The sequence below is a fragment of the Flavobacterium sp. RSP49 genome (genome assembly GCF_003968735.1).
Taxonomy (GTDB): domain Bacteria; phylum Bacteroidota; class Bacteroidia; order Flavobacteriales; family Flavobacteriaceae; genus Flavobacterium.
The window spans coordinates 60,865-86,356 of record NZ_RYDN01000008.1; the positions used below are offsets into that span (position 1 = coordinate 60,865).

17 protein-coding genes are annotated in these 25,492 nt (G+C 33.6%); 7 read left to right on the forward strand and 10 right to left on the reverse strand.

Annotated elements, in window-relative coordinates; genetic code table 11:
- Nucleotides 1–60 precede the first annotated feature (60 nt).
- The 3 genes from EKM02_RS06315 to EKM02_RS06325 all read left to right on the forward strand — a co-directional run bounded on the left by EKM02_RS06315 (nt 61) and on the right by EKM02_RS06325 (nt 6,047).
- Nucleotides 61–2,976, forward strand: coding sequence for an FAD-binding and (Fe-S)-binding domain-containing protein (locus EKM02_RS06315; protein ID WP_126453300.1), 2,916 nt, complete (start codon nt 61–63; stop codon nt 2,974–2,976).
- 235 nt (nt 2,977–3,211) lie between these two features.
- A complete protein-coding gene (locus EKM02_RS06320; protein WP_126453303.1) occupies nt 3,212–5,131 on the forward strand; it encodes an amino acid permease in 1,920 nt (639 codons plus the stop codon).
- Nucleotides 5,132–5,387: 256 nt separating this feature from the next.
- Entirely contained in the window at nt 5,388–6,047 is a 660-nt protein-coding gene (locus EKM02_RS06325) for a M15 family metallopeptidase (protein ID WP_126453306.1), read from the forward strand.
- Nucleotides 6,048–6,051: 4 nt separating this feature from the next.
- Here EKM02_RS06325 and EKM02_RS06330 read toward each other — a convergent pair whose 3' ends face one another.
- The 8 genes from EKM02_RS06330 to tsaD form a co-directional block, all read right to left on the reverse strand.
- Entirely contained in the window at nt 6,052–6,618 is a 567-nt protein-coding gene (locus EKM02_RS06330) for a hypothetical protein (RefSeq protein ID WP_126453308.1), read from the reverse strand.
- 2 nt (nt 6,619–6,620) lie between these two features.
- Entirely contained in the window at nt 6,621–7,802 is a 1,182-nt protein-coding gene (locus tag EKM02_RS06335) for a THUMP-like domain-containing protein (protein ID WP_126453311.1), read from the reverse strand.
- Nucleotides 7,803–7,804: 2 nt separating this feature from the next.
- Complete coding sequence (locus EKM02_RS06340; protein ID WP_126453314.1) at nt 7,805–8,896, reverse strand: AI-2E family transporter; 1,092 nt, start codon at nt 8,894–8,896, stop codon at nt 7,805–7,807.
- Nucleotides 8,897–8,971: 75 nt separating this feature from the next.
- Complete coding sequence (locus EKM02_RS06345; RefSeq protein ID WP_126453317.1) at nt 8,972–9,916, reverse strand: zinc metalloprotease; 945 nt, start codon at nt 9,914–9,916, stop codon at nt 8,972–8,974.
- A gap of 260 nt (nt 9,917–10,176) precedes the next feature.
- Entirely contained in the window at nt 10,177–11,124 is a 948-nt protein-coding gene (locus tag EKM02_RS06350; RefSeq protein WP_126453320.1) for a zinc metalloprotease, read from the reverse strand.
- 507 nt (nt 11,125–11,631) lie between these two features.
- Nucleotides 11,632–12,270: a DUF4159 domain-containing protein gene (locus EKM02_RS06355; RefSeq protein WP_126453323.1), complete on the reverse strand. Its 639-nt coding sequence runs from the start codon at nt 12,268–12,270 to the stop codon at nt 11,632–11,634.
- Nucleotides 12,271–12,297: 27 nt separating this feature from the next.
- Nucleotides 12,298–13,005, reverse strand: a complete 708-nt coding sequence (locus tag EKM02_RS06360) for a 16S rRNA (uracil(1498)-N(3))-methyltransferase (protein ID WP_126453326.1) — start codon at nt 13,003–13,005, stop codon at nt 12,298–12,300.
- Between the two features lie 3 nt (nt 13,006–13,008).
- Nucleotides 13,009–14,031 carry a tRNA (adenosine(37)-N6)-threonylcarbamoyltransferase complex transferase subunit TsaD gene (tsaD, locus tag EKM02_RS06365; RefSeq protein WP_126453328.1) on the reverse strand — a complete coding sequence of 341 codons (1,023 nt, stop codon included), beginning with the start codon at nt 14,029–14,031 and terminating at the stop codon, nt 13,009–13,011.
- Nucleotides 14,032–14,224: 193 nt separating this feature from the next.
- Between tsaD and EKM02_RS06370 the strand changes: the two genes are divergently transcribed.
- From EKM02_RS06370 to EKM02_RS06385, 4 genes are all read left to right on the forward strand, one after another.
- Nucleotides 14,225–18,667: a translocation/assembly module TamB domain-containing protein gene (locus tag EKM02_RS06370; protein WP_126453331.1), complete on the forward strand. Its 4,443-nt coding sequence runs from the start codon at nt 14,225–14,227 to the stop codon at nt 18,665–18,667.
- 373 nt (nt 18,668–19,040) lie between these two features.
- On the forward strand, nt 19,041–20,027 hold the full coding sequence (pfkA, locus tag EKM02_RS06375) for a 6-phosphofructokinase (protein ID WP_126453334.1): 987 nt from the start codon (nt 19,041–19,043) through the stop codon (nt 20,025–20,027).
- 75 nt (nt 20,028–20,102) lie between these two features.
- Nucleotides 20,103–21,107 carry a type I glyceraldehyde-3-phosphate dehydrogenase gene (gap, locus tag EKM02_RS06380; RefSeq protein ID WP_126453337.1) on the forward strand — a complete coding sequence of 335 codons (1,005 nt, stop codon included), beginning with the start codon at nt 20,103–20,105 and terminating at the stop codon, nt 21,105–21,107.
- A 140-nt stretch (nt 21,108–21,247) separates the two neighbouring features.
- Nucleotides 21,248–22,099, forward strand: a complete 852-nt coding sequence (locus EKM02_RS06385) for an N-acetylglucosamine kinase (RefSeq protein WP_126453340.1) — start codon at nt 21,248–21,250, stop codon at nt 22,097–22,099.
- A 158-nt stretch (nt 22,100–22,257) separates the two neighbouring features.
- On the opposite strand, the gene EKM02_RS06390 is transcribed toward EKM02_RS06385, so the two are convergent.
- Together EKM02_RS06390 and EKM02_RS06395 are read right to left on the reverse strand one after the other, a co-directional pair.
- On the reverse strand, nt 22,258–22,638 hold the full coding sequence (locus EKM02_RS06390; protein ID WP_126453343.1) for a RidA family protein: 381 nt from the start codon (nt 22,636–22,638) through the stop codon (nt 22,258–22,260).
- Nucleotides 22,639–22,687: 49 nt separating this feature from the next.
- Nucleotides 22,688–25,438 (reverse strand): putative LPS assembly protein LptD, encoded by a 2,751-nt coding sequence (locus EKM02_RS06395; protein WP_126453346.1) that lies wholly within the window; start codon nt 25,436–25,438, stop codon nt 22,688–22,690.
- Nucleotides 25,439–25,492 lie beyond the last annotated feature (54 nt).

Here is a 25,492-nt window from a genome sequence, read left to right on the forward strand (position 1 = left end):
TTAAAGTATACACCACTATATATTTATATTTGTGAAAATAACAGCAATTCACTCCACAATATGTCAATAACGCTTCAATTACAAGAACTATCTCAATCATTAGAAGGCAACCTTTTAAATGATGACCTTAATATAACATTATATGCCACTGACGCATCGACCTATAGGATTCGTCCGCTTGCTGTTGCAATTCCAAAATCAAAGGAAGATATTGTAAAAATTATTCGCTTTGCAGCAAAAAATAAAATTTCAATTACGCCTAGAACTGCCGGAACTTCATTGGCAGGTCAAACTGTAGGTAGTGGAATAATCGTGGATGTTTCGAAACATTTTACAAAGATTGTTGCTTTTGATTCTATTAAAAAAACCGTTACCGTGCAACCAGGAGTAATTCGGGATGAACTGAATTTATATTTAAAACCGCACGGATTGTTTTTTGGTCCCAATACTTCGACTTCCAATCGTTGTATGATAGGCGGAATGGTAGGCAATAATTCATCTGGAACTACATCAATTCGGTACGGAGTTACCCGAGATAAAATTGTCGAAATTAAAGCAGTTTTGAGTGATGGAAGTTCGGCAGTATTTAAAGAAATGACTTCTGCTGAATTCATTGAAAAAACAAAAGGGAAAACGCTTGAAAGTTCTATTTACAAGACTATTTATGAGGAACTTTCGAACACAGAAAACCAAAAAGAGATTACAAAAGAATTTCCGAAACCTGAAATTCACAGAAGAAACACCGGATATGCAGTTGATTTAGTATTGAAATCGGAACTTTTTGGAGGAACCGAAAGTACTATAAATCTGGGAAAACTCCTTTGTGGAAGCGAAGGAACTTTAGCATTTACCACTGAAATTACGCTGAAAGTAGATCCGCTACCGCCAACAAATAATGTGATGGTAGTGGCCCATTTTCATTCTATTCAGGAAAGTTTAGAAGCTGTGGTTACCGCAATGAAACACCATTTGTACACTTGTGAAATGATGGATGACACAATATTAGATTGTACCAAAACCAACCGGGAACAGGCTAAAAATAGATTTTTCATTCAAGGAGAACCAAAAGCGGTTATCATGCTTGAAGTAGCCTCGTATCACAGTATGGAAGATGCTGAATTACAGGCCAATGCTTTGATTTCCGATTTAGAACGAAATAATTTTGGGTATGCTTTACCAAAAATTTACGGAGCAGATATTGATAAAGTAAATGAGCTGAGAAAAGCAGGTCTTGGACTTTTAGGCAGTATTGTTGGCGACAATAAAGCGGCAGATTCTATTGAAGATACCGCTGTTGAATTGAGTGATTTACCTAATTATATTGCTGAATTCTCCGCAATGATGGAGCGTCATGGTCAAAGTGCTATTTATTATGCGCATGCCGGTGCAGGAGAATTGCATTTGCGTCCGGTTTTGAATTTGAAAACAAAAGAAGGGATTCACCAATTTAGAAACATCGCAACCGAAGTGGCTGTTTTAGTCAAAAAATATAGAGGTTCCTTGAGCGGGGAACATGGGGATGGTATTGTTCGTGGAGAGTTTTTACCTTTTATGATTGGAGAACAGAATTATGAATTATTGAAAAGAATCAAACATGCTTTTGACCCCAACACCATTTTGAATGTGGGAAAAATTGTAAACGCTTTCAAAATGGACGAAAATCTTCGGATGGAAGCGGGGAGAGTAGAACCGGAAATACAAACTATTCAGGATTTCTCTGATAGTATGGGGATTTTGCGTGCTGCGGAAAAATGTAATGGTTCTGGTGATTGCAGAAAATTACCTTCGGCTGGAGGAACCTTGTGTCCTAGCTATCGCGCCACGCGGAATGAAAAAGATACGACGCGCGCCAGAGCCAATGCGCTGCGGGAATATTTGACGCATTCAGAAAAAGACAATAAGTTCGATCATGAAGAATTATATAAGGTATTTGAGTTGTGTGTGAGCTGCAAGGCTTGTGCCAGTGAATGTCCCAGTAATGTGGATGTGGCAGCAATGAAATCAGAGTTTCTGTACCACTATCAAAAAGCGAATGGATTTTCATGGCGCAATAAAGTATTTGCTTTTAATGCGAAATTGAATGGACTGGGGAGTATCACTCCAAAGTTTACGAATTTCATGCTGAACTTGCCTTTGGTAAAAAAAACCATGGGAATTGCCTCAAAAAGAGAAGTACCGCCTCTGGCTCAGCAAACCTTTAGAAAATGGTATGAGAAAAATTGGAATCAAGCACCAAGTGATTCTTTTGTAAACGGAAAAGTATGTTTGTTTTGTGATGAATTTACTAATTTTTATGATGTTTCAGTAGGCATTGATGCGTACGAATTATTGACAGCATTAGGATATGAAGTAATTATGGTGGATCATGAGGAAAGCGGAAGGGCTTTTATCTCTAAAGGTTTTCTGGAAGAAGCCAAAGCAATCGCAAACACAAATGTTGATATTTTTTCAGATTATATTACCGCTGATTTTCCGTTGATAGGAATAGAACCATCGGCGATATTAACCTTTAGAGATGAATACATTAGACTGGCAGATGATGAAGAAGGTGCTGAAAAATTAGCCAAAAATGTTTTTACGATTGAAGAATTTTTCAAAAATGAGATTACTTCAGGTAAAATTCATTCGGAGCAATTTTCTGAAGAGGAAAAAACTATAAAAATTCACGGACATTGCCACCAAAAGTCATTAAGTACGATGGAAGCGACTTTTGCGATGTTGAACGTTCCTAAAAACAGTTCAGTTACGATTTATAATTCGGGATGTTGCGGTATGGCAGGTTCTTTTGGATATGAAAAAGAACATTATGAAATCAGCATGCAAATGGGAGAAGATACCCTGTTTCCTAAAATAAGAACTACTGATGCAACAGTGACAATTGCAGCAGCGGGAACCAGTTGTCGCCATCAGATTTTTGACGGTACCAGTAGAAAGGCCTTGCATCCGGTCACGATTCTAAAAAGCTGTTTGAAATAGGAAACACAATAGTCTTTTTGAATTGTTTTTTTTTTGGTGAATAGTCAAATTTGACTTATTAATGAATAAAAACAAGTGATTTAACTTTTATAAAAAATAAATAAAAAAATAGTTAGAGAAACTCCATTAATTAAAATTGTTTTATACTTTTGAATTTTGAAGATAATTTGAACTATTTTCATAATTATAGCATACAATTTACAGTTTATTAATTTTTAATGATAAAGTTTAGTTTATGGCATCTTCAAGTTTATTTAGAAAAAAAACAGTACAAGATATTTTAAAACAGGTTGAAAAAAGAGATGCCGATGGCCATAATGCATTAGGAAAACATTTAACGGCGCGTGATTTAACAGCTTTTGGTATCGCCGCAATTGTAGGAGCCGGAATTTTCAGTACGATTGGTAAAGCTAGTTCTGATGGAGGGCCTGCAGTTATCTTTTTGTTCTTGTTTACTGCTATAGCCTGTAGTTTTGCTGCTTTTGCGTATGCTGAATTTGCATCGATGGTTCCCGTTTCCGGAAGTGCTTATACGTATTCGTATGTGGCTTTTGGAGAAATAATAGCCTGGATTATTGGTTGGGCGCTGATAATGGAATATTCTGTGGGGAATATAACGGTCGCCATATCGTGGAGTGACTATTTTACGGGTTTACTTGAAAGTGGCGGGCTTCACTTACCACAATGGGTTCAAATGGATTTTTTGTCCGCTTCCAGAGGTTTTGACGATGCCATTGCGCTAATGCAAGGAGGCAAAGAATTTGCAAACTTAAGTCCTGCTTTACAGGATGCTTATACAGCCTGGACGACTTCGCCGGTTATTGGATCGTTTCATTTTGTGGCAGATCTTCCTGCACTACTGATTATTGTTTTGATTACGGCATTGATTTACCGCGGAATGAAAGAATCTCGAAATGCGAGTAATATCATGGTGGTTGTCAAATTATGTATTGTTCTTTTAGTCATAGCGGTTGGTGTTTTCTATGTGGATACTGCAAATTGGGATCCTTTTGCACCTAATGGTGTTACAGGAGTTTTAAAAGGAGTTTCAGCAGTGTTTTTTGCTTACATTGGGTTTGATGCTATCTCGACAACGGCTGAGGAATGCAAAGATCCACAACGTGATTTGCCTAAAGGAATGATGTGGGCCATAATAATATGTACCGTTTTATATATTGCCATTGCTCTGGTACTTACCGGAATGGTGCGTTATGACCAGTTGAATGTAGGTGATCCCTTGGCTTTTGTATTTGAAAAATTAGACCTAAAATGGATGTCCGGAATCATTGCCGTCAGTGCGGTTGTGGCTATGGCAAGTGTTTTATTGGTTTTTCAAATGGGACAACCGCGTATCTGGATGAGTATGAGTCGTGATGGTTTGTTGCCAAAACGTTTCTCAAAAGTACATCCAAAATACAAAACACCATCGTATGCGACAGTTGTTACCGGGTTTGTAGTAGCAGTTCCCGCTTTATTTTTGAATTTAACATTGGTTACAGATTTGTGCAGTATTGGAACGTTATTCGCTTTTGTATTGGTTTGTGCCGGAGTTTTAGTGTTACAAAACAGAACCGATATACCTCGTGGAAAATTTAAAACTCCTTATGTAAATTCAAAATTCATATTGCCAGTTTTGATTATTATGGGATTGGTGTTTGCTTTTGGTTACAATAAAAAAGGAACAATGGATTTTATTACCAATAAAACTCAAATCAACAGTTCATCCGCTATCATCACCTCGTTAAACAAAGAAGAAACCCAAAAAGTATACAATTATTTAGTCACTATTGATGCTAAAAACAGCACTGATGAAACGCCGGATTTAGAGCATTTATTGCGCCAATACCAACAAGATGATGCAAAATATGCTGCTGTTATAGCGGGTTTGCCAATTGCTGATGCAGTGAAATATGAAAGCGGTTTTAGTTTATTTAAACACAAAATTCCAATGTGGATTTTCTTGATTGTTTTAGCTGGATTATCCGTTTGGTCTTTTAAATCAAATTTGTCTTTGATACCGCTATTGGGATTGATTTGTTGTTTGTACATGATGGCTGAATTGAGTGTTTGGAACTGGATTTATTTTGGAATATGGCTTTTGATTGGATTGGTCATTTATTTTGGCTTTAGCCGAAAAAACAGCAAATTAAATTAAGAACACGAAAAAATTCTAAAACAGTCAGGGTCTTACTATGCATTTAAATCAATATTAGGAAAAACAAATAAGTCCGCTAAAAGTAATTTTAGAGGACTTATTTGTTTTAGAGGATATCTTATTTGTCTTTTTTATACAATGAAATTGAAGGAAATGCAATTGTTTTATCAAAATTGAAACGATTACTGAACGGATTAATTCATAGGTAATAATTGATACCGCCATTTTTTACCTTATTTTTATAAAAAATAAACGCATGATTTTTATTATCAAACCACTTGTATTTGTTAGTTTTCTTTTTTGTATTGTTAGTTGTCAATCCCAAAATTTGATTTCTAAAACGGATGAAAAAAAGAATTCAATTAGCAATGATACGCTATTTGTAAATTTGAAAGAATACAGTCAAGATTTTCTGTATGATATGAAATACGCTACAACAGACAATTTCCTGAACGCAAAAGTATATGATTGCGCAGAATGTTTTTTGCGGTTAAAAACCATTCGTGCACTTGTTGAAGCCAATGAGAAGTTTATGGAAAAGGGCTATAAGATTAAAATTTTTGATTGCTATCGCCCTTTGGATATTCAAAAAAAAATGTGGGAAATTGTACCTAATCCTAAGTACGTGGCTAATCCTTCGAAGGGATCAATTCATAATAGAGGGGGAGCTGTAGACCTTACTTTAGTGAACGGCAGTGGAAAAGAATTAGATATGGGTACTGGTTTTGATTTTTTTGGAGTCGAAGCGAGTCATGATTATCCTACAGTTTCGCACACAGTAAAGGCAAATAGAAACCTGCTGAAAACAACAATGATTAGTAGTGGTTTTAATTCATTTGATTCGGAATGGTGGCATTATAATGTAAAATCAGGGTTGAATGACACTATTTCTAATACTAAATGGGAATGTAAATAAACTATTATTCGATACACTTTATCGTATTTATAAAGTAGGTTTCCGGATAGTAAATTTCGTTATTTAATTCCGATTTAAATTCCTTTTTTATAATAAAATCCTCTGTATCAGTCAAATATTTGATCCGCATCATAGAAACTGGAGAACTTTTTAATTCTTCAAAACTATCTTTCATAAACATAAATACTGCTGAATTGATCCGGTTATCATATCCATTGTCATCACGAATCAAAGTGCCACAATCTTCTTGATCAGTGTGTATTAACGTAATTATTTTTCCGTTGTTGAGTTGTAAAAACAATTTTGAATTTTTATCAAAACAATTCGCTTTTATAAATCCCTTGCTTTTTTGGATAAATTGTATGTTTAAGGTTGGTAATCCATCCGTTAAAGCCAGTGAATAGAAAATATAGCTGGAGTTTCCGGCAAATTTTTTTTCACTAATCATATATTCTTTAGTTGATTTATAGGTTCCTATTGAATCAGTAACGTTTTCACTGTAATCACATGGTTTTTGTGCAAAAAGACTCAAACTGAAGAAAAAGAAAGTTATTGTAATTATGAATTTCATTTTTATGATATTTTGGTGCAAATTAAAACTATTTTATGGTTATTTTCATCAGTTGTAAAAAAACTATATATATTTCCTCCGTCTTTTATTTTCCATTTTTTCCGAATACTTTCTACACTGTCCGGAAAATTCCGAGTTGTGATATTGGCTTTACTGTTTTCTAAAAAAGTTTTCATCGCTGTTTTGTTATAGGAAAATGTATTTTGAATTTCAAAAACACGACCCGGAAAGGGAATTAAGTCCATGGAAGTGTATAAGTGAGAATGCTTGTGTAGTTTATCGACCTTATAAAAGGATCCGACTTCATCAAATCCACCTGATTTCATAATAGCACTATTGGGTTCGTATAAATAGGTTTGAGGTAAGCTGAAATTTGAAAAACTAGCAACTTCATTCCAAATAAAATCAAAAGTTTCATTTTTATCCTTGAGGATATTGACAGTTTTAATGCGTATTGGTCCGGAATATGCCGCACGAAGTTCCCATAACAATTCTTTAACTTCGTTCTCAACGGCTATAATATGAATTTGTTTTACGTGTTGTAATTCCGTTAGTCCGGCAGTAATATCAAGAATAGGAGCCGTTTTTATGAGAATAGCATTTGTATTTTTAAAATAAAAAGTTAGATTTTCAGGAACATTTGGCAAACAATCTTTAAGCATGAATACCTTTCCTTTGGTACCATTTCTTCTGGAAGGATCAATATAAATCCAGTCCCAGTTTGTTTTTAAAGCGGTTAAGGTTGCCAGACTATCTCCGGTATAACAACTAATATTAGAAACATGTAATTGCTCAAAATTGTGTTTTACAAGTTGAGATAAATCGGGATTAATTTCGCAATGAACCACTTCTTTTATTTTTTGTGCAAAATAAAAATCATCCACACCAAAACCTCCAGTCAAATCGATTAATCGGTCGCCAGTAACAATAGAAGCTTTATAAGAAGCTGTTTTTTCAGAGGACGTTTGTTCTACTGAAAGTTTGCTCGGATAAATGATGTTTTGGGACAAGAACCAATGTGGCAATTTATCTTTTGCTTTTGTCTTTGCGTCTATTTGGTTCAAAATGGTGATCCAATCCACATTAGGAAATGGATTTTTTTGTAATGCTAATGTTGCTACGTGTGCACCAATGTTAGCATTGATAAATACTTGTACTTTAGGATTTAAAATCATTAAATCCAAAATTAAAGGTCTTTAGTTAATGATTGAATGATCTTATTTTCCGGAAAAAATTCTTTTCCTATCACCTTAATTATTGTATACAATGGAACGGCTACAATCATTCCCAATATTCCAAAAAGAAAACCGGCAATTAAGATAACCAGAAATATTTCTAAGGGATGTGAACTAACACTTTTTGAAAAAATAATAGGTTGGGATAAATTGTTGTCAATAATCTGAACAATCCAAAAACCAATAAGAACGTAAATTGTCGTTGGTAAAATATCGGATTGGAAGTCACCGCCTAAATTGCTGATCATAGTCAAAATTGCGGCTAACACCGATGCAATTAATGGACCTATGTAGGGGATAATATTTAATACAGCACATAAAAAAGCAATAACAATTGCATCAGGAATACCAAAAATGACTAAGACTATCAGGTATAAAAGGAACACAATAAATAATTGAAGCAATAATCCAATAAAATAACGGGATAGTAAATGGTTGATCTTTTCCAGTGAATTTAAAATTTGAAATTCGTGGCTATTGGGAATTAATTTTTTTACTCCTAAAAGAAACATTAATCGGTCTTTTAAAAAGAAAAAAGTAATAAACAGTACCGAAGCCAGTCCCACAACAAAACTACTGATTGTTCCCAAAATAGCATTTAGAAAATTTGGAATGATATTAAAATTTATTTTAGAGGAAATGTTGGCTTCCTTAAGTATTTGTGAGGAATCAATTTGATGACTTTCCAAAAACACACTGATCTGATTGGCTAACTCAATTATATTTTTTTCAATTTCTGCTGTGTTGAGCAGTGATAAATTTTGTCCTTGGGATAAAATCAAAGGAATAAACATCATTATGAAACCAAATATAATCAGTATAAAAATAAACAAAGTGGTAATAGTAGCAAAGAGATGATTAAATTTTAATCTCCGTTTAAAAAAATCTAAAATAGGATTTCCAATCATTGTGAATATAAAGGATACTACAAGATAAATTATCACCGATTGAATTTGGTAGAAAAAGAACAGCACTAAAGCACCTAGCACTAAGGTAAGTAGCGCACGGATAATGCCGCTAGAAATGGTTTTTGACGTAATCATATCTTTATATTAAGGGCTAAAGATAAAAAAAACTCGCTAACAAGTAGCGAGTTTTAAATTCTAAAAAACTAAAAATTATATTCCGAAACTCGCTCTTGCTCCACCAGAAACAAAAATTGCATCCATTCTTGATTTTTGGCCGTTAGAGAACATGTACATACCTCTATCATCTGTATAATCCATGTAATTCATAGTCATTTCTACAGGAGTACCAGAGCATGTACTGTAATGAGGGTAGGTAGGAACACCATAATTAGCAGTATTGTGCGTAGGCGTGTCAGAAACTAAATCGCTTCCACAAGTTGCATCACCCCAAATGTGACGTAAATTCATCCAGTGTCCTACTTCGTGAGTTGCTGTTCTTCCTAGATTAAATGGCGCTGTTACTGTCCCGGTAGTACCGAATGCATTGTTATCCATTACTACTCCATCGGTAGACGATGCACCTCCAGGAAATTGTGCGTAGCCTAGAATACCGCCACCAAGATTACAAGACCACATGTTTAATACAGTTGTTGGTGTAGTTGGAACGATTCCATTTGTTGATTTTTTCATAGAATCATCTGTAGACCAAGATGTTATAGTAGTAGATCTTCTCTTTACACTTTGTAAGACGAATGTAATTCCAACATTTGCTTTTACTCCTGAAAATGCTGCGGGAACTGAATTATAATCAGAATTTGCAGCATTAAAATCTTTATTCAATACGTCAATTTGGGATTGGATTTGTGCCAGCGAAATATTTTCAGCTGTAGTTCTGTATAAAACGTTTACGACCACTGGGATTTCTACTTTACCGTTAACTAAGCGACCAGATAACATTGCTTTGTCAGTAAAAGCTTCAATTTTATTCATTCGCAAAACTAATGACGGATCAGCTTTCATTTGGGCAGCTAACACCTCTTGAGATGCGCAACCACGTTTTGTAACTGCATCAGCTGATGGAGTAATTTCTGTTGTGTCATTTTGACAAGAAAAAAGCATTAATAATGCTACAGCAGATAAAAGAATTTTTTTCATAATGAATTTGTTATAAATTAATAGATTTGGTTTATTATATCACAATTTTATAACAATTTTTATTTAAAAAAAATTTTTATGATTACTTATTTATAAAATAATTTAAATCTTGCTTTTTGGATAAGAACAGTAAAGACTATTTAAATAAAATTTATGCTGTTAATAGGTTACTTATCGTAATGAAGAAATATAAACACGTAATGCTTATAAATAAAATAGGCGACTTTTTAGGTCGCTTATTTTATAAATTTATTTAGGAATTATACTCCAAAACCTGCTCTTGCTCCGCCTGCAACAAAAATTGCAGCCATTCTTGATTTTTGGCCATTAGAGAACATATACATACCCCTATCATCTGTGTAATCCATGTAATTCATAGTCATTTCTACAGGAGTTCCAGAGCATGTGCTGTAATGAGGATAAGCAGGAACGCCATAATTAGCAGTATTGTGTGTAGGTGTGTCAGAAACTAAATCACTTCCACAAGTTGCATCACCCCAGATATGACGTAAATTCATCCAGTGTCCTACTTCGTGAGTTGCTGTTCTTCCTAAGTTATAAGGATAAGCCCCTGATCCAGATAATCCAAAATATTTTGAATCAACTACAACACCATCAGTAGCCGTTGATCCGCCAGGAAATTGCGCATAACCTAAGATACCGCCACCAATAGTACAAGCCCATATATTAAGTGATGTTGTTGGTGAAGTAGGGTCTAAACCGCCTTGTTTTGTTTTTTTCATAGCATCTCTTGTGCCCCATGAAGTTTTAGTAGTAGATTTTCTGTTTATTGTTTCTAAAATGAAAGTAATTCCAACATTTGCAGCAATTGGAGAGAATAAAGCAGGTGTACTGCTGAAATCTGAATTAGTAGCATTAAAATCTTCGTTTAATACATCTATTTGAGATTGAATTTGAGCATCAGTTATGTTTTCTGCCGCAGTTCTGTATAAAACGTTTACAACTACAGGAATTTCTACTTTACCGTTAACTAAGCGACCAGCTAACATTGCTTTTTCAGTAAAAGCTTCAATTTTATTCATTCTCAAAGCTAATGATGGATCAGCTTTCATTTGTGCAGCAAGAACTTCTTGAGTGGCACAACCGCGTTGAGATACAGCGCTTGCTTCCGAAGTTGTTTCTGCTGTATCATTTTGACAAGAGAAAAGCATTAAAAATGCTGCAACAGGTAAAAAAATTTTTTTCATAATCGGGTTTGTTATAAATTAATAGATTTGGTTAACTATTTCACAATTTTATAACAATTTTTTCATAAAAAAAATAAATATCTATTATTTTTAAAAAATAAATATCAATTATGACTTTTTAGTAGCCTCTTTCTGCTGTCGTGTTCTTGATTTACCTCTGGTCTTAATAAAATATATTTAGAAAGATTATAATTAATATTATTCTTATTAAATGATTCTTTAATGCTAATTTTGCCTCTGTAAAAAGAAAGTAATGGTGGATTTTTCAACTATTTATTTTAACAATTAATACTAATCTATATTTTTTATTTGATCGTTAGCGATGGCATCTTTCAAAGAAGGATATTAAGAATTATAAAGCTACAGAACTCGAAAGTTTAAAAGTCATAAAGTCAAAATAATTGTAAAATAGTATCTTGAAATCAATTTGTTACGTCATTTTATCTAATTGAAAAACAAGGCATTATACGATGATTGTTAGTCAAAATAAATTATTGGTAAGCCGTGTTAATTATTAAAAATATAATTGATAATATTTACCCCCATTTTTAATGCTTTTTCTCGAATCGCTACTGGATCATTATTGACTTCCGGATCTTCCCATCCATCTCCTAAATCGGATTCATAGGTATAAAGCAGTACTAATTTATTTTTTATAAAAAGTCCAAAAGCCTGAGGTCGTTTACCGTCATGTTCGTGTATTTTGGGTAATCCGTTTGGGAATGAGAATGGTTTTTGAAAAATGGCATGATTCGCAGGAATCTCCACTAGACTATTATTTGGAAATATTTTTTTGATTTCTTTTCGGATGTATTGGTCCATTCCATAATTATCATCAATATGAAGAAATCCTCCTGCCAGCAAATAATTTTTAAGATTGTCACTATCAGCAGCGCTAAAAACTACATTTCCATGGCCAGTCATATGCACATAAGGGTATGAAAATAAATCAGTACTATTGGGCTCAACCGTGGCTGGCTTTATTTTTATTTGGGTATTTATAGTTGCATTGCAGTATTTTATCAAATTGGGTAGTGAAGTTGGATTTGCATACCAATCACCACCGCCACTATATTTTAGTAATGCAATTTCCTGCGAAAACAATGGTATAGAGAAGATTAACAGTAGATAAAATAGGTACCTCATAATTAATAAAATCAGTGATTATTAGTGTTAGCCTTCATTAATAAATACTACACTTTGACAAGCCACTATTGCTGCCGTTTCTGTTCGTAGCCTTGTATTTCCTAATGAAACAGCAGTAAAATCATTTTCAAGAGCCAATACAATTTCTTTTTCCGAAAAATCGCCTTCAGGACCTATCAGTATTGTAATATCTTCATTAGGTTTCAAAACGGATTTCAGTGATCTTTTATCTGTTTCTTCGCAATGTGCAATCAGTTTTAAACCTTTATTTTTTAGTTTGACAAATTCTTTAAAGGTGATGGCAGGATTCAATTTTGGCAGGTATAATTCATTAGATTGCTTCATGGCAGTCAATAAAATTTTATCAAATCGCTCATTATTGATAACTTTTCGTTCTGAGTGGTCACAAATAATTGGTGTTATTTCGTGAATGCCTATTTCGGTTGCTTTTTCCAAAAACCATTCGTAACGATCATTCATTTTAGTTGGCGCTACAGCCAGATGTATGTGAAATTTTGCAACTGGGGCTTTTTCGAACGAAAGGATTTTGACGGTGCATTTACTGTCAGATGCCAGTGTTATTTCTGTTTTAAATAAGTAGCCTGAACCATTGGTTACAAACAAGATATCGGTATCTTTCTTACGTAATACTTTAATAATATGTTTGCTCTCTTCTTTATCAAAAGAAAAAATTTCTGTAGATTCTGTAATAGTAGGGTTAAAGAATAATTGCATAATTTATAATTGTATTCTTGCTTTAGAAACAACAGATGAAGTTTCAAATGTTTGGGTTAAAAATTTTTGATATCCTACAATTCCTATCATTGCAGCATTATCAGTGGTGTATTCAAATTTAGGAATAAAGGTTTTCCAACCATATATGTTTTCTGTTTCCTTTAATGTATTTCGGATTCCGGAATTAGCAGAAACGCCTCCGCCGATGGCTATTTGTTTGATCCCGGTTTCTTTTACGGCTAATTTTAATTTGTCCATTAAAATTTCAATAATAGTATGTTGGATTGATGCGCAAATATCATTTAGATTCTCAGCAACAAAGTTTGGATTTTCTAATTTTTTCTTTTGAATAAAATATAAAATAGCCGTTTTCAAACCGGAGAAGCTAAAATTTAATCCTGGAACTTTAGGTTTTGTAAATGCAAATGCTTTTGGGTTTCCTAATTGCGCATATTTATCAATTAAGGGGCCACCAGGGTAGGGAAGTCCTAAAATTTTAGCGCTTTTGTCAAAAGCTTCTCCAACTGCGTCATCAGTGGTTTGACCAATTACGGTCATGTCAAAAAAATGATCTACTTTGATGATTTGTGTGTGTCCACCGCTTATAGTTAAGGCCAAGAACGGGAAAGTGGGTTTTTCATAGCCCTTCTCCTCTATATAATGTGCCAGGACATGAGCTTGCATGTGATTTACAGCAATCAAAGGAATTTGTAAGGCCAGGGCAAGTGATTTTGCAAACGAACTCCCTACCAGTAGCGAACCCATGAGTCCCGGACCTTGTGTAAATGCAATTGCAGATAACTGTTCTTTTTGTATATTTGCCTTTCGAAGCGCCGCATCGACTACCGGAACTATGTTTTGTTGGTGTGCACGTGAGGCGAGCTCAGGAACTACGCCACCATATTGATTATGAATTAGCTGATTTGCAACAACATTTGACAATACTTTATCGTTGTGTAAAATGGCCGCTGCAGTATCATCACAAGAACTTTCAATGGCAAGAATAAAAACCTCGGGATTTTGCATAAAAAGGCATAAATTTGGAGTTACATTTGATGATTAGTTTACAAAAAACAACAATTTTGTAAAGGCCAAAATTAAAGAATTTTTATTTAAGGCGCAGGAGTTTCCAGAGGTAAAATGAAATTTTAAAAAATTTAAATATATAGTAAGTATCAAAAAAATAAAAAAAATAGTATTTCGGTCTCTAGTTGGACTAATCCTACTTTTACTTGTACTTGGTATTGCTCTTACCCTGCCATTTGTTCAAACTAAAATAGCACAGTATTTCACCCGAAGTCTCAATAAAGACTTTGGAACTAATATTGCTATTGACGGAGTTGTTATATCTGTTTTTGGAGGCATAAAATTCAAAAAAGTATTGATTCTGGATCACCATAAAGACACTTTAATTTATTCAGATAGAATTGCAACGACTATTTTAGAAGGTAAAAAATTGCTAGACGGTGATCTGATTTTTGGGGATTTACGTTTGAGTGGTTTAGTCTTTAATTTAAAAACGTATAAAAATGAAAAAGAGTCCAATCTCAATAAATTTATAGCCGCTTTTGAAACCGGAAGACCATCAACAAAAAAGTTTCTGCTCACCGTAAAGGAATTGAAAATTTACGATAGTCATTTTATTTTGACAAATTTAAATCGTGAAATTCCAAAAGACCTGGATTTTACTAAACTGAATGCTTCCGTAACGAATTTTAAAATTCATGGTCAGGATTTGACGACTATGATTGATAAAATGTCATTTTTAGATTTTCGGGGTTTGTATGTTAAAAATCTAAACTCAAAATTCAGTTATTCCAGAAAAAACTTAAAACTAGAAAATCTGAATTTGTTGACCAAAGAATCCACCTTAAAAGGGACTGTATTGTTAAATTATAAAATTGAAGATTTTTCTAATTTTACCGATAAAGTGCTCTTTGATATTAAACTAGATGCTGCCTCAATTGCTTCAAATGACATTCGTTACTTTTATAAAGAAATAGGGAAAAATCAACATTTTTATATTAAAGCATTTATTAAAGGAACGCTTAATGATTTGAAATTCAAAAACTTAAAATTAGTTGATGATCGGAAAACACAGATCAACGGTGCTATTAATTTTAAAAACTTGTTTGCCAAAAAAGGGCAAAAATTTTCGATGTATGCCAGATTTGACAAATTAATCTCTAGCTATGATGATTTGATAGTTATATTACCTAATATTTTGGGAAATAAATTACCCAGTTCTCTAAAAAAATTAGGACGATTTTCAGCTTCCGGAGTTTCAAATGTTTCTACAACTGTCGTTAAAGCTGATTTTTCTATGGTAACAGCGTTAGGTAAAGTAATCTCTAATTTAGAAATAGAAAATATAAATTTTATTGATAAGGCTTCTTATGTAGGGAACGTTATTTTAGAAAATTTTGATATTGGAACTTTATTGGACCAAAAAGAACTAGGAAAGGTAAGTTTGAATATGGCTATTGATGGTAAAGGATTCAAGGAAAAATACCTAGACACGGCCATCAAAGGGATCATTAGCCAAATAGAGTATAAAACATACAATTACACAAATATTGATGTCAATGGAACCCTTAAAAACCCCAATTACAAAGGGCAAATTGCCATAAGGGATCCTAATTTAAGGATGAATTTTGACGGTTTATTGGATTTAAGCAAAAAAGACAATAGATACGATTTTCACATTAATGTTGAAACCGCCGATTTGAATAAATTAAAATTAATTAAGGATTCTATTGCGGTATTTAAAGGCGATGTGGTAGTTCAGGCATCAGGAAATACTGTAGAAAATTTTCAAGGAAATGTTTATATCAACGAAACGTCCTATAAAAATGCAAAAGACACGTATATTTTTGATGATTTTACCATAATTTCAACTTTTGATGAAAAAAGAGTGAGAACCATAACTGTAAATTCACCGGATATTGTTCAGGGTGAAATTGTAGGTAAATATGAATTCAACCAATTGGAAAACCTGGCAAAGAATTCTTTGGGAAGTCTGTATACGAATTTCAAACCTAACAAGGTAAAAAAAGGACAGTTTCTTAAGTTTAATTTCTCTATCTATAATAAAATAATTGAAATATTTTACCCTGATATTTCTATTGCTCCCAACACCATTATTAAAGGAAATATAAACTCTGATAATCAGGAATTTAAACTCAATTTTAATTCGCCTCAAATTATAGCTTCAAACAATACACTTGATAATATAAGAGTTTCGGTCGACAATAAAAATCCGCTGTATAATGCCTACATAGAACTGGACAGCATAAAAACAAAACACTATAAAATACGTGATTTTAGTCTTATAAATGTCACAATGAAAGACACGCTGTATTTTCGTTCGGAGTTTAAAGGGGGACCAAAGGCAGAGGATTATTTTAATCTGAATTTATACCATACTATAAATGAGGATAACAATAATGTAGTTGGAATTAGTAAATCAGAGGTGAAATTCAAAGACTATTTGTGGTTTTTGAACGAAAAAGAAGCAACTACTAACAAAATTGTTTTTGATAAATCATTTCAAAATTTCAACATTGATAATATTGTGTTGTCACATGAAGAACAGGAAATTTCTTTAGTGGGACTTTTTAAAAATACTACAATCAAGGATTTACAACTGAGTTTTAAAGATGTGGATCTAAACAAAATAACACCCGCTAATGATAAGTTTATTGCAAATGGAAATATCAATGGCGAAGTAAATTTCAAGCAAAACAAAGATGTTTTTCAGCCTACATCTTCTATAGTTATTGATAATTTGAATTTAAATAAAATAGATTTAGGAACTTTAAATTTTGAAATTGAAGGTGATGAAAATCTTAGCAAGTTTACCATAAATTCTAATTTAGAGAACAAAAATTTTGAATCATTTAATGCGGATGGTAGTTTTGAAATTGTCAATAAAGAAACCATTCTTGATTTGAGGCTAAAATTTGATAAATTTAATATCGCAACCTTGAACTCTTTGGGTGGTGAAGTATTGTCTAATATACGAGGTTCAATAGCCGGGAATGCTACCATAGAAGGAAATCTTAAGAAACCTAGTATAAATGGCAGATTGTATCTTGACCAAGCAGGAATAACCATACCCTACCTGAATGTGGATTACGGTTTAAGTGACAACACAATTATAGACCTGACCGATGAACGATTTTTGTTTAGAAACAATACTTTGACCGACACAAAATTTGGTACTGTAGGGAAGTTAAACGGAAGTATTGGGCATACTAATTTTTCGGATTGGAAATTAGATTTAACCGTTAATTCAAAAAGGCTTTTAGCGTTAGACACTAAGGATACTGAAGATTCAGCTTATTATGGTTCTGCATTTATCGATGGAGTTGCCACTATAAAAGGACCAACTAATTCATTGTTTATAAAAGTAGCTGCAAAATCAGAGAAAGGAACAGCCATAAAAATTCCTATTAATAATGCCGAAAGTGTAAGTGATAATATTTTTCTTCATTTTCTGACTGCTAAGGAAAAATACAATGTAAGGAATGGTATTGTGGAAAACACTCGGAATTATAATGGCCTTGAATTGGAGTTTGATTTTGATATTACACCGGATGCCGAAGTAGAGGTAATTCTAGACCGAAACACAGGTCACGGAATGAAGGGAAAAGGTTTTGGCTCTTTGTTGTTTAAAATAAACACGACGGGGAAATTCAATATGTGGGGTGATTTTCAAGCGTATGAAGGGACTTATAATTTTAAATATGGAGGACTGATAGACAAGAAGTTTGAGGTCAAAAAAGGAGGGTCAATTTCCTGGGAAGGGAATCCGATGCGCGCACAGTTAAATCTTGAAGCAGTATACAAAACTACTGCAAATCCTGCAATTTTGTTAGAAAATGCTTCTTTTAATACGAAAGTCCCCGTGGAAGTAGTTATAGGAATTAGAGGCGATTTGACTAGTCCGGAACCCGATTTTAATATTGAATTTCCAACAGTCAGCACGGTGTTAAAATCGGAAATTCAATATAAGTTAAATGATAAGGACGTGAGGCAAACTCAAGCATTGTACTTATTATCTTCCGGTGGATTTTTAAGTCCGGAAGGAGTAAGTCAATCTGATTTTTCAGGAAGTTTGTTTGAGACCGCCTCTAGTCTTTTAGGAGGAATAATACAATCTGACGATGAAAAATTCAAAGTGGGTCTGAATTTCATTGGAGCCGACAGAAGAATAGGAAGAGAAACAGATGGACGGTTTGTTGCAACAATTTCATCCAAAATAAACGAAAGAATAACGATCAATGGAAAACTAGGAGTTCCTTTTGGTGGGATTAATGAATCCGCTATCGTGGGAGACGTTGAAGTGTTATATAGGGTTAATGAGGATGGAACACTTAATTTACGATTGTTTAATAAAGAAAATGATATCAATTATATTGGGCAAGGGATTGGTTATACCCAAGGTTTAGGAGTTTCTTACGAAGTAGATTTTGATACGTTCAAGGAGTTAGTCAATAAAATTTTTACGAATCTAAAAATAGACAGAGTGACAGTACCCGTCGCTGAAGATCAAGATTCTGACTTATCTCCTGATTATATTAATTTTTTGAAATCTAAAAAAAACAAAACAGAAAAAATAAAAAAAAATCAAGAAGGTTTGATCCCGGAGGAAAACTAATTTTTTTTTAATCAGTGAGGAATCGGAACCAAGAATTCAGACACATGAGAATCCGGATAGGAGTTTTACGGTATCTGATTCAGTACTAATTAAAGAAATTTCAGACTTACCACAAAGGCGTTTTTTTTTAATTCCTCATTTGTAAATACGTAATGGATCATTGTCATAAAACAATCATAAAAACGCTTAAATTGTTAATTATCAAATAAAAATTCATTATTTTTTTATTTTGTTAAATAAAATTCGTTTTATTTTGATTTTTCGAAAACTTATTAACGAAAACGTTTGAATTTTGGTTGCTAAACTAATTTATAAAAAACACGGCTCTGTAAGTGCTGAATGTTTGCTAATTTTACACTTTAATACTTAAATAATGCCAAAAACAATAAAAAAAGTTGGTGTTCTTACTTCGGGAGGAGACTCACCAGGTATGAATGCAGCAATTAGATCCGTTGTTCGGACATGTGCGTATCATGCTATTGAATGTATAGGAATATACAGAGGATATCAGGGAATGATTGAAGGCGACTTCAAAGAAATGGGACCTCGTAGCGTAAACAACATTGTTAACAAAGGAGGGACAATTTTGAAGTCAGCACGTTCTTTAGAATTTAAAACTCCAGAAGGAAGAAAAAAAGCACACGATAACCTGATTAAAGCAGGAATAGATGCTCTAGTAGTAATAGGGGGCGACGGTACTTTTACCGGTGGTTTGTTGTTCAATAATGAATTTGATTTTCCAGTAATGGGAATTCCGGGAACTATTGATAACGATATTTTTGGGACCACCCATACTTTAGGATATGATACCGCTTTGAATACCGTTGTGGATGTCATTGATAAAATTAGAGATACCGCAAGTTCACACAATCGTTTATTCTTTGTAGAAGTGATGGGTAGAGATGCCGGTCACATCGCTTTGAATGCCGGTATTGGTGCCGGTGCCGAAGAAATTCTGATTCCAGAAGAAGATTTAGGATTAGAGCGATTGTTAGAATCCCTGCAAAAAAGTAAGGCTTCTGGTAAATCATCCAGCATTGTTGTAATAGCAGAAGGAGATAAAATAGGAAAAAACGTATTTGAATTAAAAGATTACGTAGAAGCTAATTTACCAGAATATGATGTTAGAGTTTCTGTTCTGGGTCACATGCAACGTGGTGGTTCCCCTTCTTGTTTTGATCGGGTTCTTGCTAGTAGATTAGGTGTAAAAGCAGTTGAATCTTTGCTGGAAGGCAAGTCAAAGTTCATGGTAGGATTACAGAACGATACTGTTATATTGACACCTCTGGAACAAGCTATTAAAGGTAAAACAGAAATTGATAGAGAATTATTAAGAGTTTCAGACATAATGTCTACATAGAGGGATTAAAGTTTACAGCGAGTAAAGTAGACTTTAGAAACCGTTAATATTTAAATAAATAAAAATTAAAGTAAAATGTCAAAAGTAAAATTAGGAATAAACGGTTTTGGGAGAATAGGAAGAATAGTTTTTAGAGAATCTTATAATAGAGATAATGTAGAAGTAGTTGCAATTAACGATTTATTAGATGTAGATCATTTAGCTTACTTATTAAAATATGATTCAGTACACGGTCGTTTCAATGGAACTGTAGAAGTAAAAGAAGGAAAACTTTTTGTAAACGGAAAAAACATTCGTATTACAGCTGAAAGAAATCCAGCGGATTTAAAATGGAATGAAGTTGATGTAGATGTAGTTGCTGAATGTACTGGTTTTTTTACAACTATTGAAACTGCAAACGAGCACATCAAAGGTGGTGCCAAAAAAGTAATCATTTCTGCACCTTCTGCTGATGCGCCAATGTTTGTAATGGGTGTAAACCATGATAAAGCGTTAGCTTCAGATACAGTGGTTTCTAATGCTTCTTGTACTACAAATTGTTTGGCTCCTTTGGCCAAAGTAATCAATGATAATTTTGGAATTGTTGAAGGTTTGATGACTACTATTCATGCAACAACTTCAACTCAAATGACAAATGACGGACCATCAAGAAAAGATTTCCGTGGCGGTAGATCAGCATTAGTCAACATGATTCCATCTAGTACAGGTGCTGCAAAAGCAGTAGGTAAAGTGATTCCGGAATTGAACGGAAAACTAACAGGGATGTCTATGCGTGTTCCTACTGTAGATGTTTCAGTAGTAGATTTGACCGTTAAATTAGCAAAAGAAACAACCTACGAAGAAATCATGGCTGTTCTAAAAACAGCTTCTGAAACCACTATGAAAGGTGTTTTAGGATATACCGAAGATGCTGTAGTATCACAAGATTTCGTTTCGGATCCCCGTACTTCAATTGTGGATGCTAATGCAGGAATTGGTTTGAATTCTACTTTTTTCAAAATTGTATCTTGGTATGATAATGAGTATGGTTATTCAAGCAAATTGATCGATTTATCAGTACATATTGCAGGTTTAAAATAATTAATTATATTTGCGAAGTCCCGTTATCTTTTTAGTAACGGGACTTTATTTTTTATTCCCTTTTTCATTTATATTTTTTTAATACCCTCCTTTATGAAAGTATTAGGAAATATAACAACAAAACCAAAAACCAGAAAAAAATGAGATTAATAGTTGATAGTGGTTCTACCAAAGCCGATTGGATTGCAATAGATACAAATGGTAAAATATTGTTTACAACTCAAACCTTAGGATTGAATCCTGAAGTACTTGAAGAAGATGAAATTATTGAACGCTTAAATGATCGTTTTGATATTTTGCAAAACAAGAAAAATGCAACCCATTTGTTTTTTTATGGAGCAGGTTGTGGCACTGAAAGAATGAAAATTGCACTGTCTCAGGTTTTTCAAAAGTATTTTCCTAATGCTATTATAGATGTCAAAGAAGATACCTATGCAGCCGTTTATGCAACGACTCCAAAGGGAGAAAAAGCAATTGTTTCTATCCTGGGGACCGGATCAAACTGCAGTTATTTTGATGGCAAAGAACTCCATCAAAAAGTACAGTCATTGGGATATATCGCCATGGATGATTGCAGTGGAAATGTTTTTGGAAAAGAGCTTATTAGAAAGTATTATTTTAATAAAATGCCAAAAGAACTGGAAGTTGAATTCGAGAAAGAATACAACCTTGATCCAGATGCTATAAAAAGCAAATTGTACAAAGAAGCCAATCCAAATGCGTATTTAGCGACTTTTGCGAAGTTCCTGATTCAGCACAAAGAAACGGAGTTCTGCAGAAAAATTATTTTCAAAGGAATGAAATCTTTTGTGAAAAATTACATAAAACAATACGATAACTGCAAAGAAATTCCAGTTCATTTTGTGGGGTCCATAGCCTTTTATCTCAAAGAAGAGCTGCAAGAAATATTTGACAAATATGAGTTGCAATTAGGCAATGTATTGCGACGACCTATAGATGGTTTAATTGCATATCATATTGCAAATAAATAGTTTTTCAGAATTCAATTTTATTAAAAAACCACTATTAATTTACTTGTTCTAAAGTAAATTAACAGTGGTTTTTTAATTTGTAATCAACTGATAACGGGCATTCTGAAATCGTTTCAAACGGTTATTCTTGCATTAATAATGAAAGCGGAAAACAAGTACTAAAGAATAGCGATCATTGAGATTTCAATATTAACATTTTTTGGCAAACAGGCCACTTGAACTGTTTCCCGTGCCGGAGCAGTTTGTTCGTTAAAATAGGAACCATAAACCGTATTTATTTTCCCGAAATCGGTCATATCCATAATAAAGATTGTGGTTTTCACTATGTTTTCAAATGTCATTCCGGCGGCTTCCAGAACTGCTTTCATATTTTGCATGACTTGTTCCGTTTCGGCTTCGATTGAATCAAGAACTAGCGTTCCAGTTACTGGATTTATTGCAATTTGACCTGATGCATACAGTGTATTTCCTTTTAGTACTGCTTGGTTGTACGGGCCAATTGGTGCAGGAGCATTTTCTGTAAAAATTATCTTTTTCATACGTTCTATTTAATGTAATTCAATTTAATTTAAAAGTCTCTTGGCCTAATTACCGGTTTATAGTACTTCGTTTGTCCCATTTGATGTCGCTGAGCACGCCTGATTTTATTCCAATGAAGAATCCCCAGTTTGCATTATCACCAAATGGAGACCAGTTAAAATCCATTCTCCAGCTTAATAAATCCCTTTCAAAACGAAGCTGGGTAAAGGTAACTCCTTTTTGAACAAAATCGTACCCTGTTGATATTCCTGCTTTCCATTTTGGAGTGATATCAGCATTAGCTGAAATCATTATTGAGTTACCAATGATTTGATTCTCTCTATTATTGTTTCCATAGGTCAAAGAATAGGCAAAGGTCATATCCCACGGTAATTTCGAATTAAAAAACTCAGAAATTTTATCTTCTCCATCATCTTCCTCTTCTTCGTCAAACTGACTTCTTCGGTTGTCTCCTAAGTCCGTATTGGTACCAAAAAGATCATCTCCACGCCCCCCATTTCTTCGACTTTGTTCATTTGTGTCTTTTTCTTTTTTATCATTTCCTTTACTGGAAATAGAGTAATTTAAAGTCATATTAGAACTTGTCATTCTAAAAAGGCTGCCACCGTTGTTAATATTAAAGACATTAATTCGGTTTCCGGAGTTATCAATCGCGTAGGGATCTAACGTTGCGCCAAAATTGACATTCATTTTATTTTGAAAAAGTTGGGTACCTCCACTAACTCGTATCGGCGCAAAAGCTAATGAGTTGACACCATCTGCATCTAAATTATAGCTGGTAGATAGATTTAAGTTATTCAGCAGCATTATTTTTTTAGGTTCAACCTTGGTGCTATCGCTATCAGTGACCTTTGCCTCAAAAGTGTTGCTCAAATCAAATCCTAACGAATTCGAATTATTCAATCCGGGGGCTCCAAAGATCCCACTTTCAAATCTGGAATATTGTTTTGTCATTGTCCCGGTTGCATCGGATGCGTAGGTGTCATAATATTTTTCGAAACTAGGGGTGTATCCATACGAAACAGATGGTCTCATTACGTGCCGAATCGATTTTATCTTTTTGTTTTCACCAAAGTTAAAAGTTCCATAAATAGTGGTTCCTAGACTAGAGGAGAAGGAATAGGTTCTAAAGGCATCAAAGCCATTGACCGTTTTATCGACTACGGCGCTTTGGTCTTGGTCAAAACTTCTTTCAATTGTTTTGGTATACCAAATTTCGTCATAATTTACGGATGTAGACGCACTGAAATATTTAAATAATTTAAAATTGGTGCTTAACGGAATACTGTGTTGGAAACCAATTTTTGCATCCCGGAACATTTGTGGCTTGAAGAATAAAGAATCGGTAGTAACTATGCTGTTTCGGCCATTCAGATTATATTGTAAATTGATGTTCTTGAAAAAACCTTTTTTTATGCCGTCTTTGCCTACAAAAGGATAAATCCGATCCACACTCAGTTGTAGTGTAGGTAGTGTCATATTGATTTCTTCGGTTTGTGTATTTTGCGAGTGGGTTGCTGTCAATGACATTCTAACTTGTGGAATTGAAGTGAATGTTTTTGAATACGACACAGAAGAACTTAAAGTATTGTTTAGATTTGAACCAATATTTATCTGATTGATAGATTGTTGAAAATATTTACTACTTCCAAGATTTACAGAGGCCGAAAAACTAGAATTAGGATTCGATTTAGTGTCTTTGGAATGGGACCATTGGATGTTGTAAATATTTTGTTTTAAGTAATCAGGGTAGCCTCTTTCGCTGGTAATTAAGTTTTCAAATCGAATGTTTAAGTTCCCTCTATAGTTGTATCTTTTGGCATAACTGGATTCAAAACGCAACCCGTAACTACCATTAGTATAATAATCGCCTAATACGGTTAAATCATAATTATCACTCAAGGCAAAATAATACCCTAAATTTTGCAAGGAAAACCCTCGGTTGTTGGAGTCGTTATAGCTCGGTAAAATTAATCCTGAAATGCTGGTTTCTTGGCTCATTGGAAAAAAAGCAAAAGGTAATGCAATTGGAGTAGGAACATTTGCAATAACCATATTGGTCAATCCCGTAACTACTTTTTTGCCTGGAATAAATTTTACTTTGCTGGTTTGAAAATAATATTCAGGATTGTCTACATCTTTTGAAGTAGTAAAACGGGCTCCTTTTAAAAAATAAACAGAATCATTTTCTTTTTTGGTCTGCGTTGCTTTTATTTTGAATTCGCCTTGATCTGATCGTGAGTTCCAAATTAAAGCTTTTTTTGTTTTAAAATTAAATCGGATAGAATCAGGTTCAATAACATTAGTGCCCTGTTTGAAATTTGGAAACTGTGTATATGCTCCTGTAGAATCCTTGATGCGACCGGCATAAACTTCATTTTTTTCATAATTCATTACAATTATACCAGACTTCAATTCAATGTCTTGATAATACAATTCTGCATTATCATACAAAGTAATGAGCTTTTTCTTTTGATCAATTTTTGCATATTGATCGGCTTTGTATTTTACCTTTCCGTCCAGAAATGCTTTTTTAGGCTTTATACTGTCTTTTTGTATTGAATCCTTCTCTTTTGTAATAGTTGTAACAGTAGGAACCTTTTTGATAGTTTCTAAAGTAGTACTATCTATTTGTTTAATAACGGAAATGGCCGTCTTTTTTTTTGATATATCTTGAGAATATAATTTTCCAGACCCTAAGGATAGGAAGATTGATAATAAAACGATATTAAATAAGTTTGTATGCAAAGGTTTAAATGCTATTTTTGTAAAATTATGGCCTGTTTTTTGAGATGTCAAACTTACATATAAATTTTTGTCAAAAATAGTCAAATAAATAAATTTATACCCTTA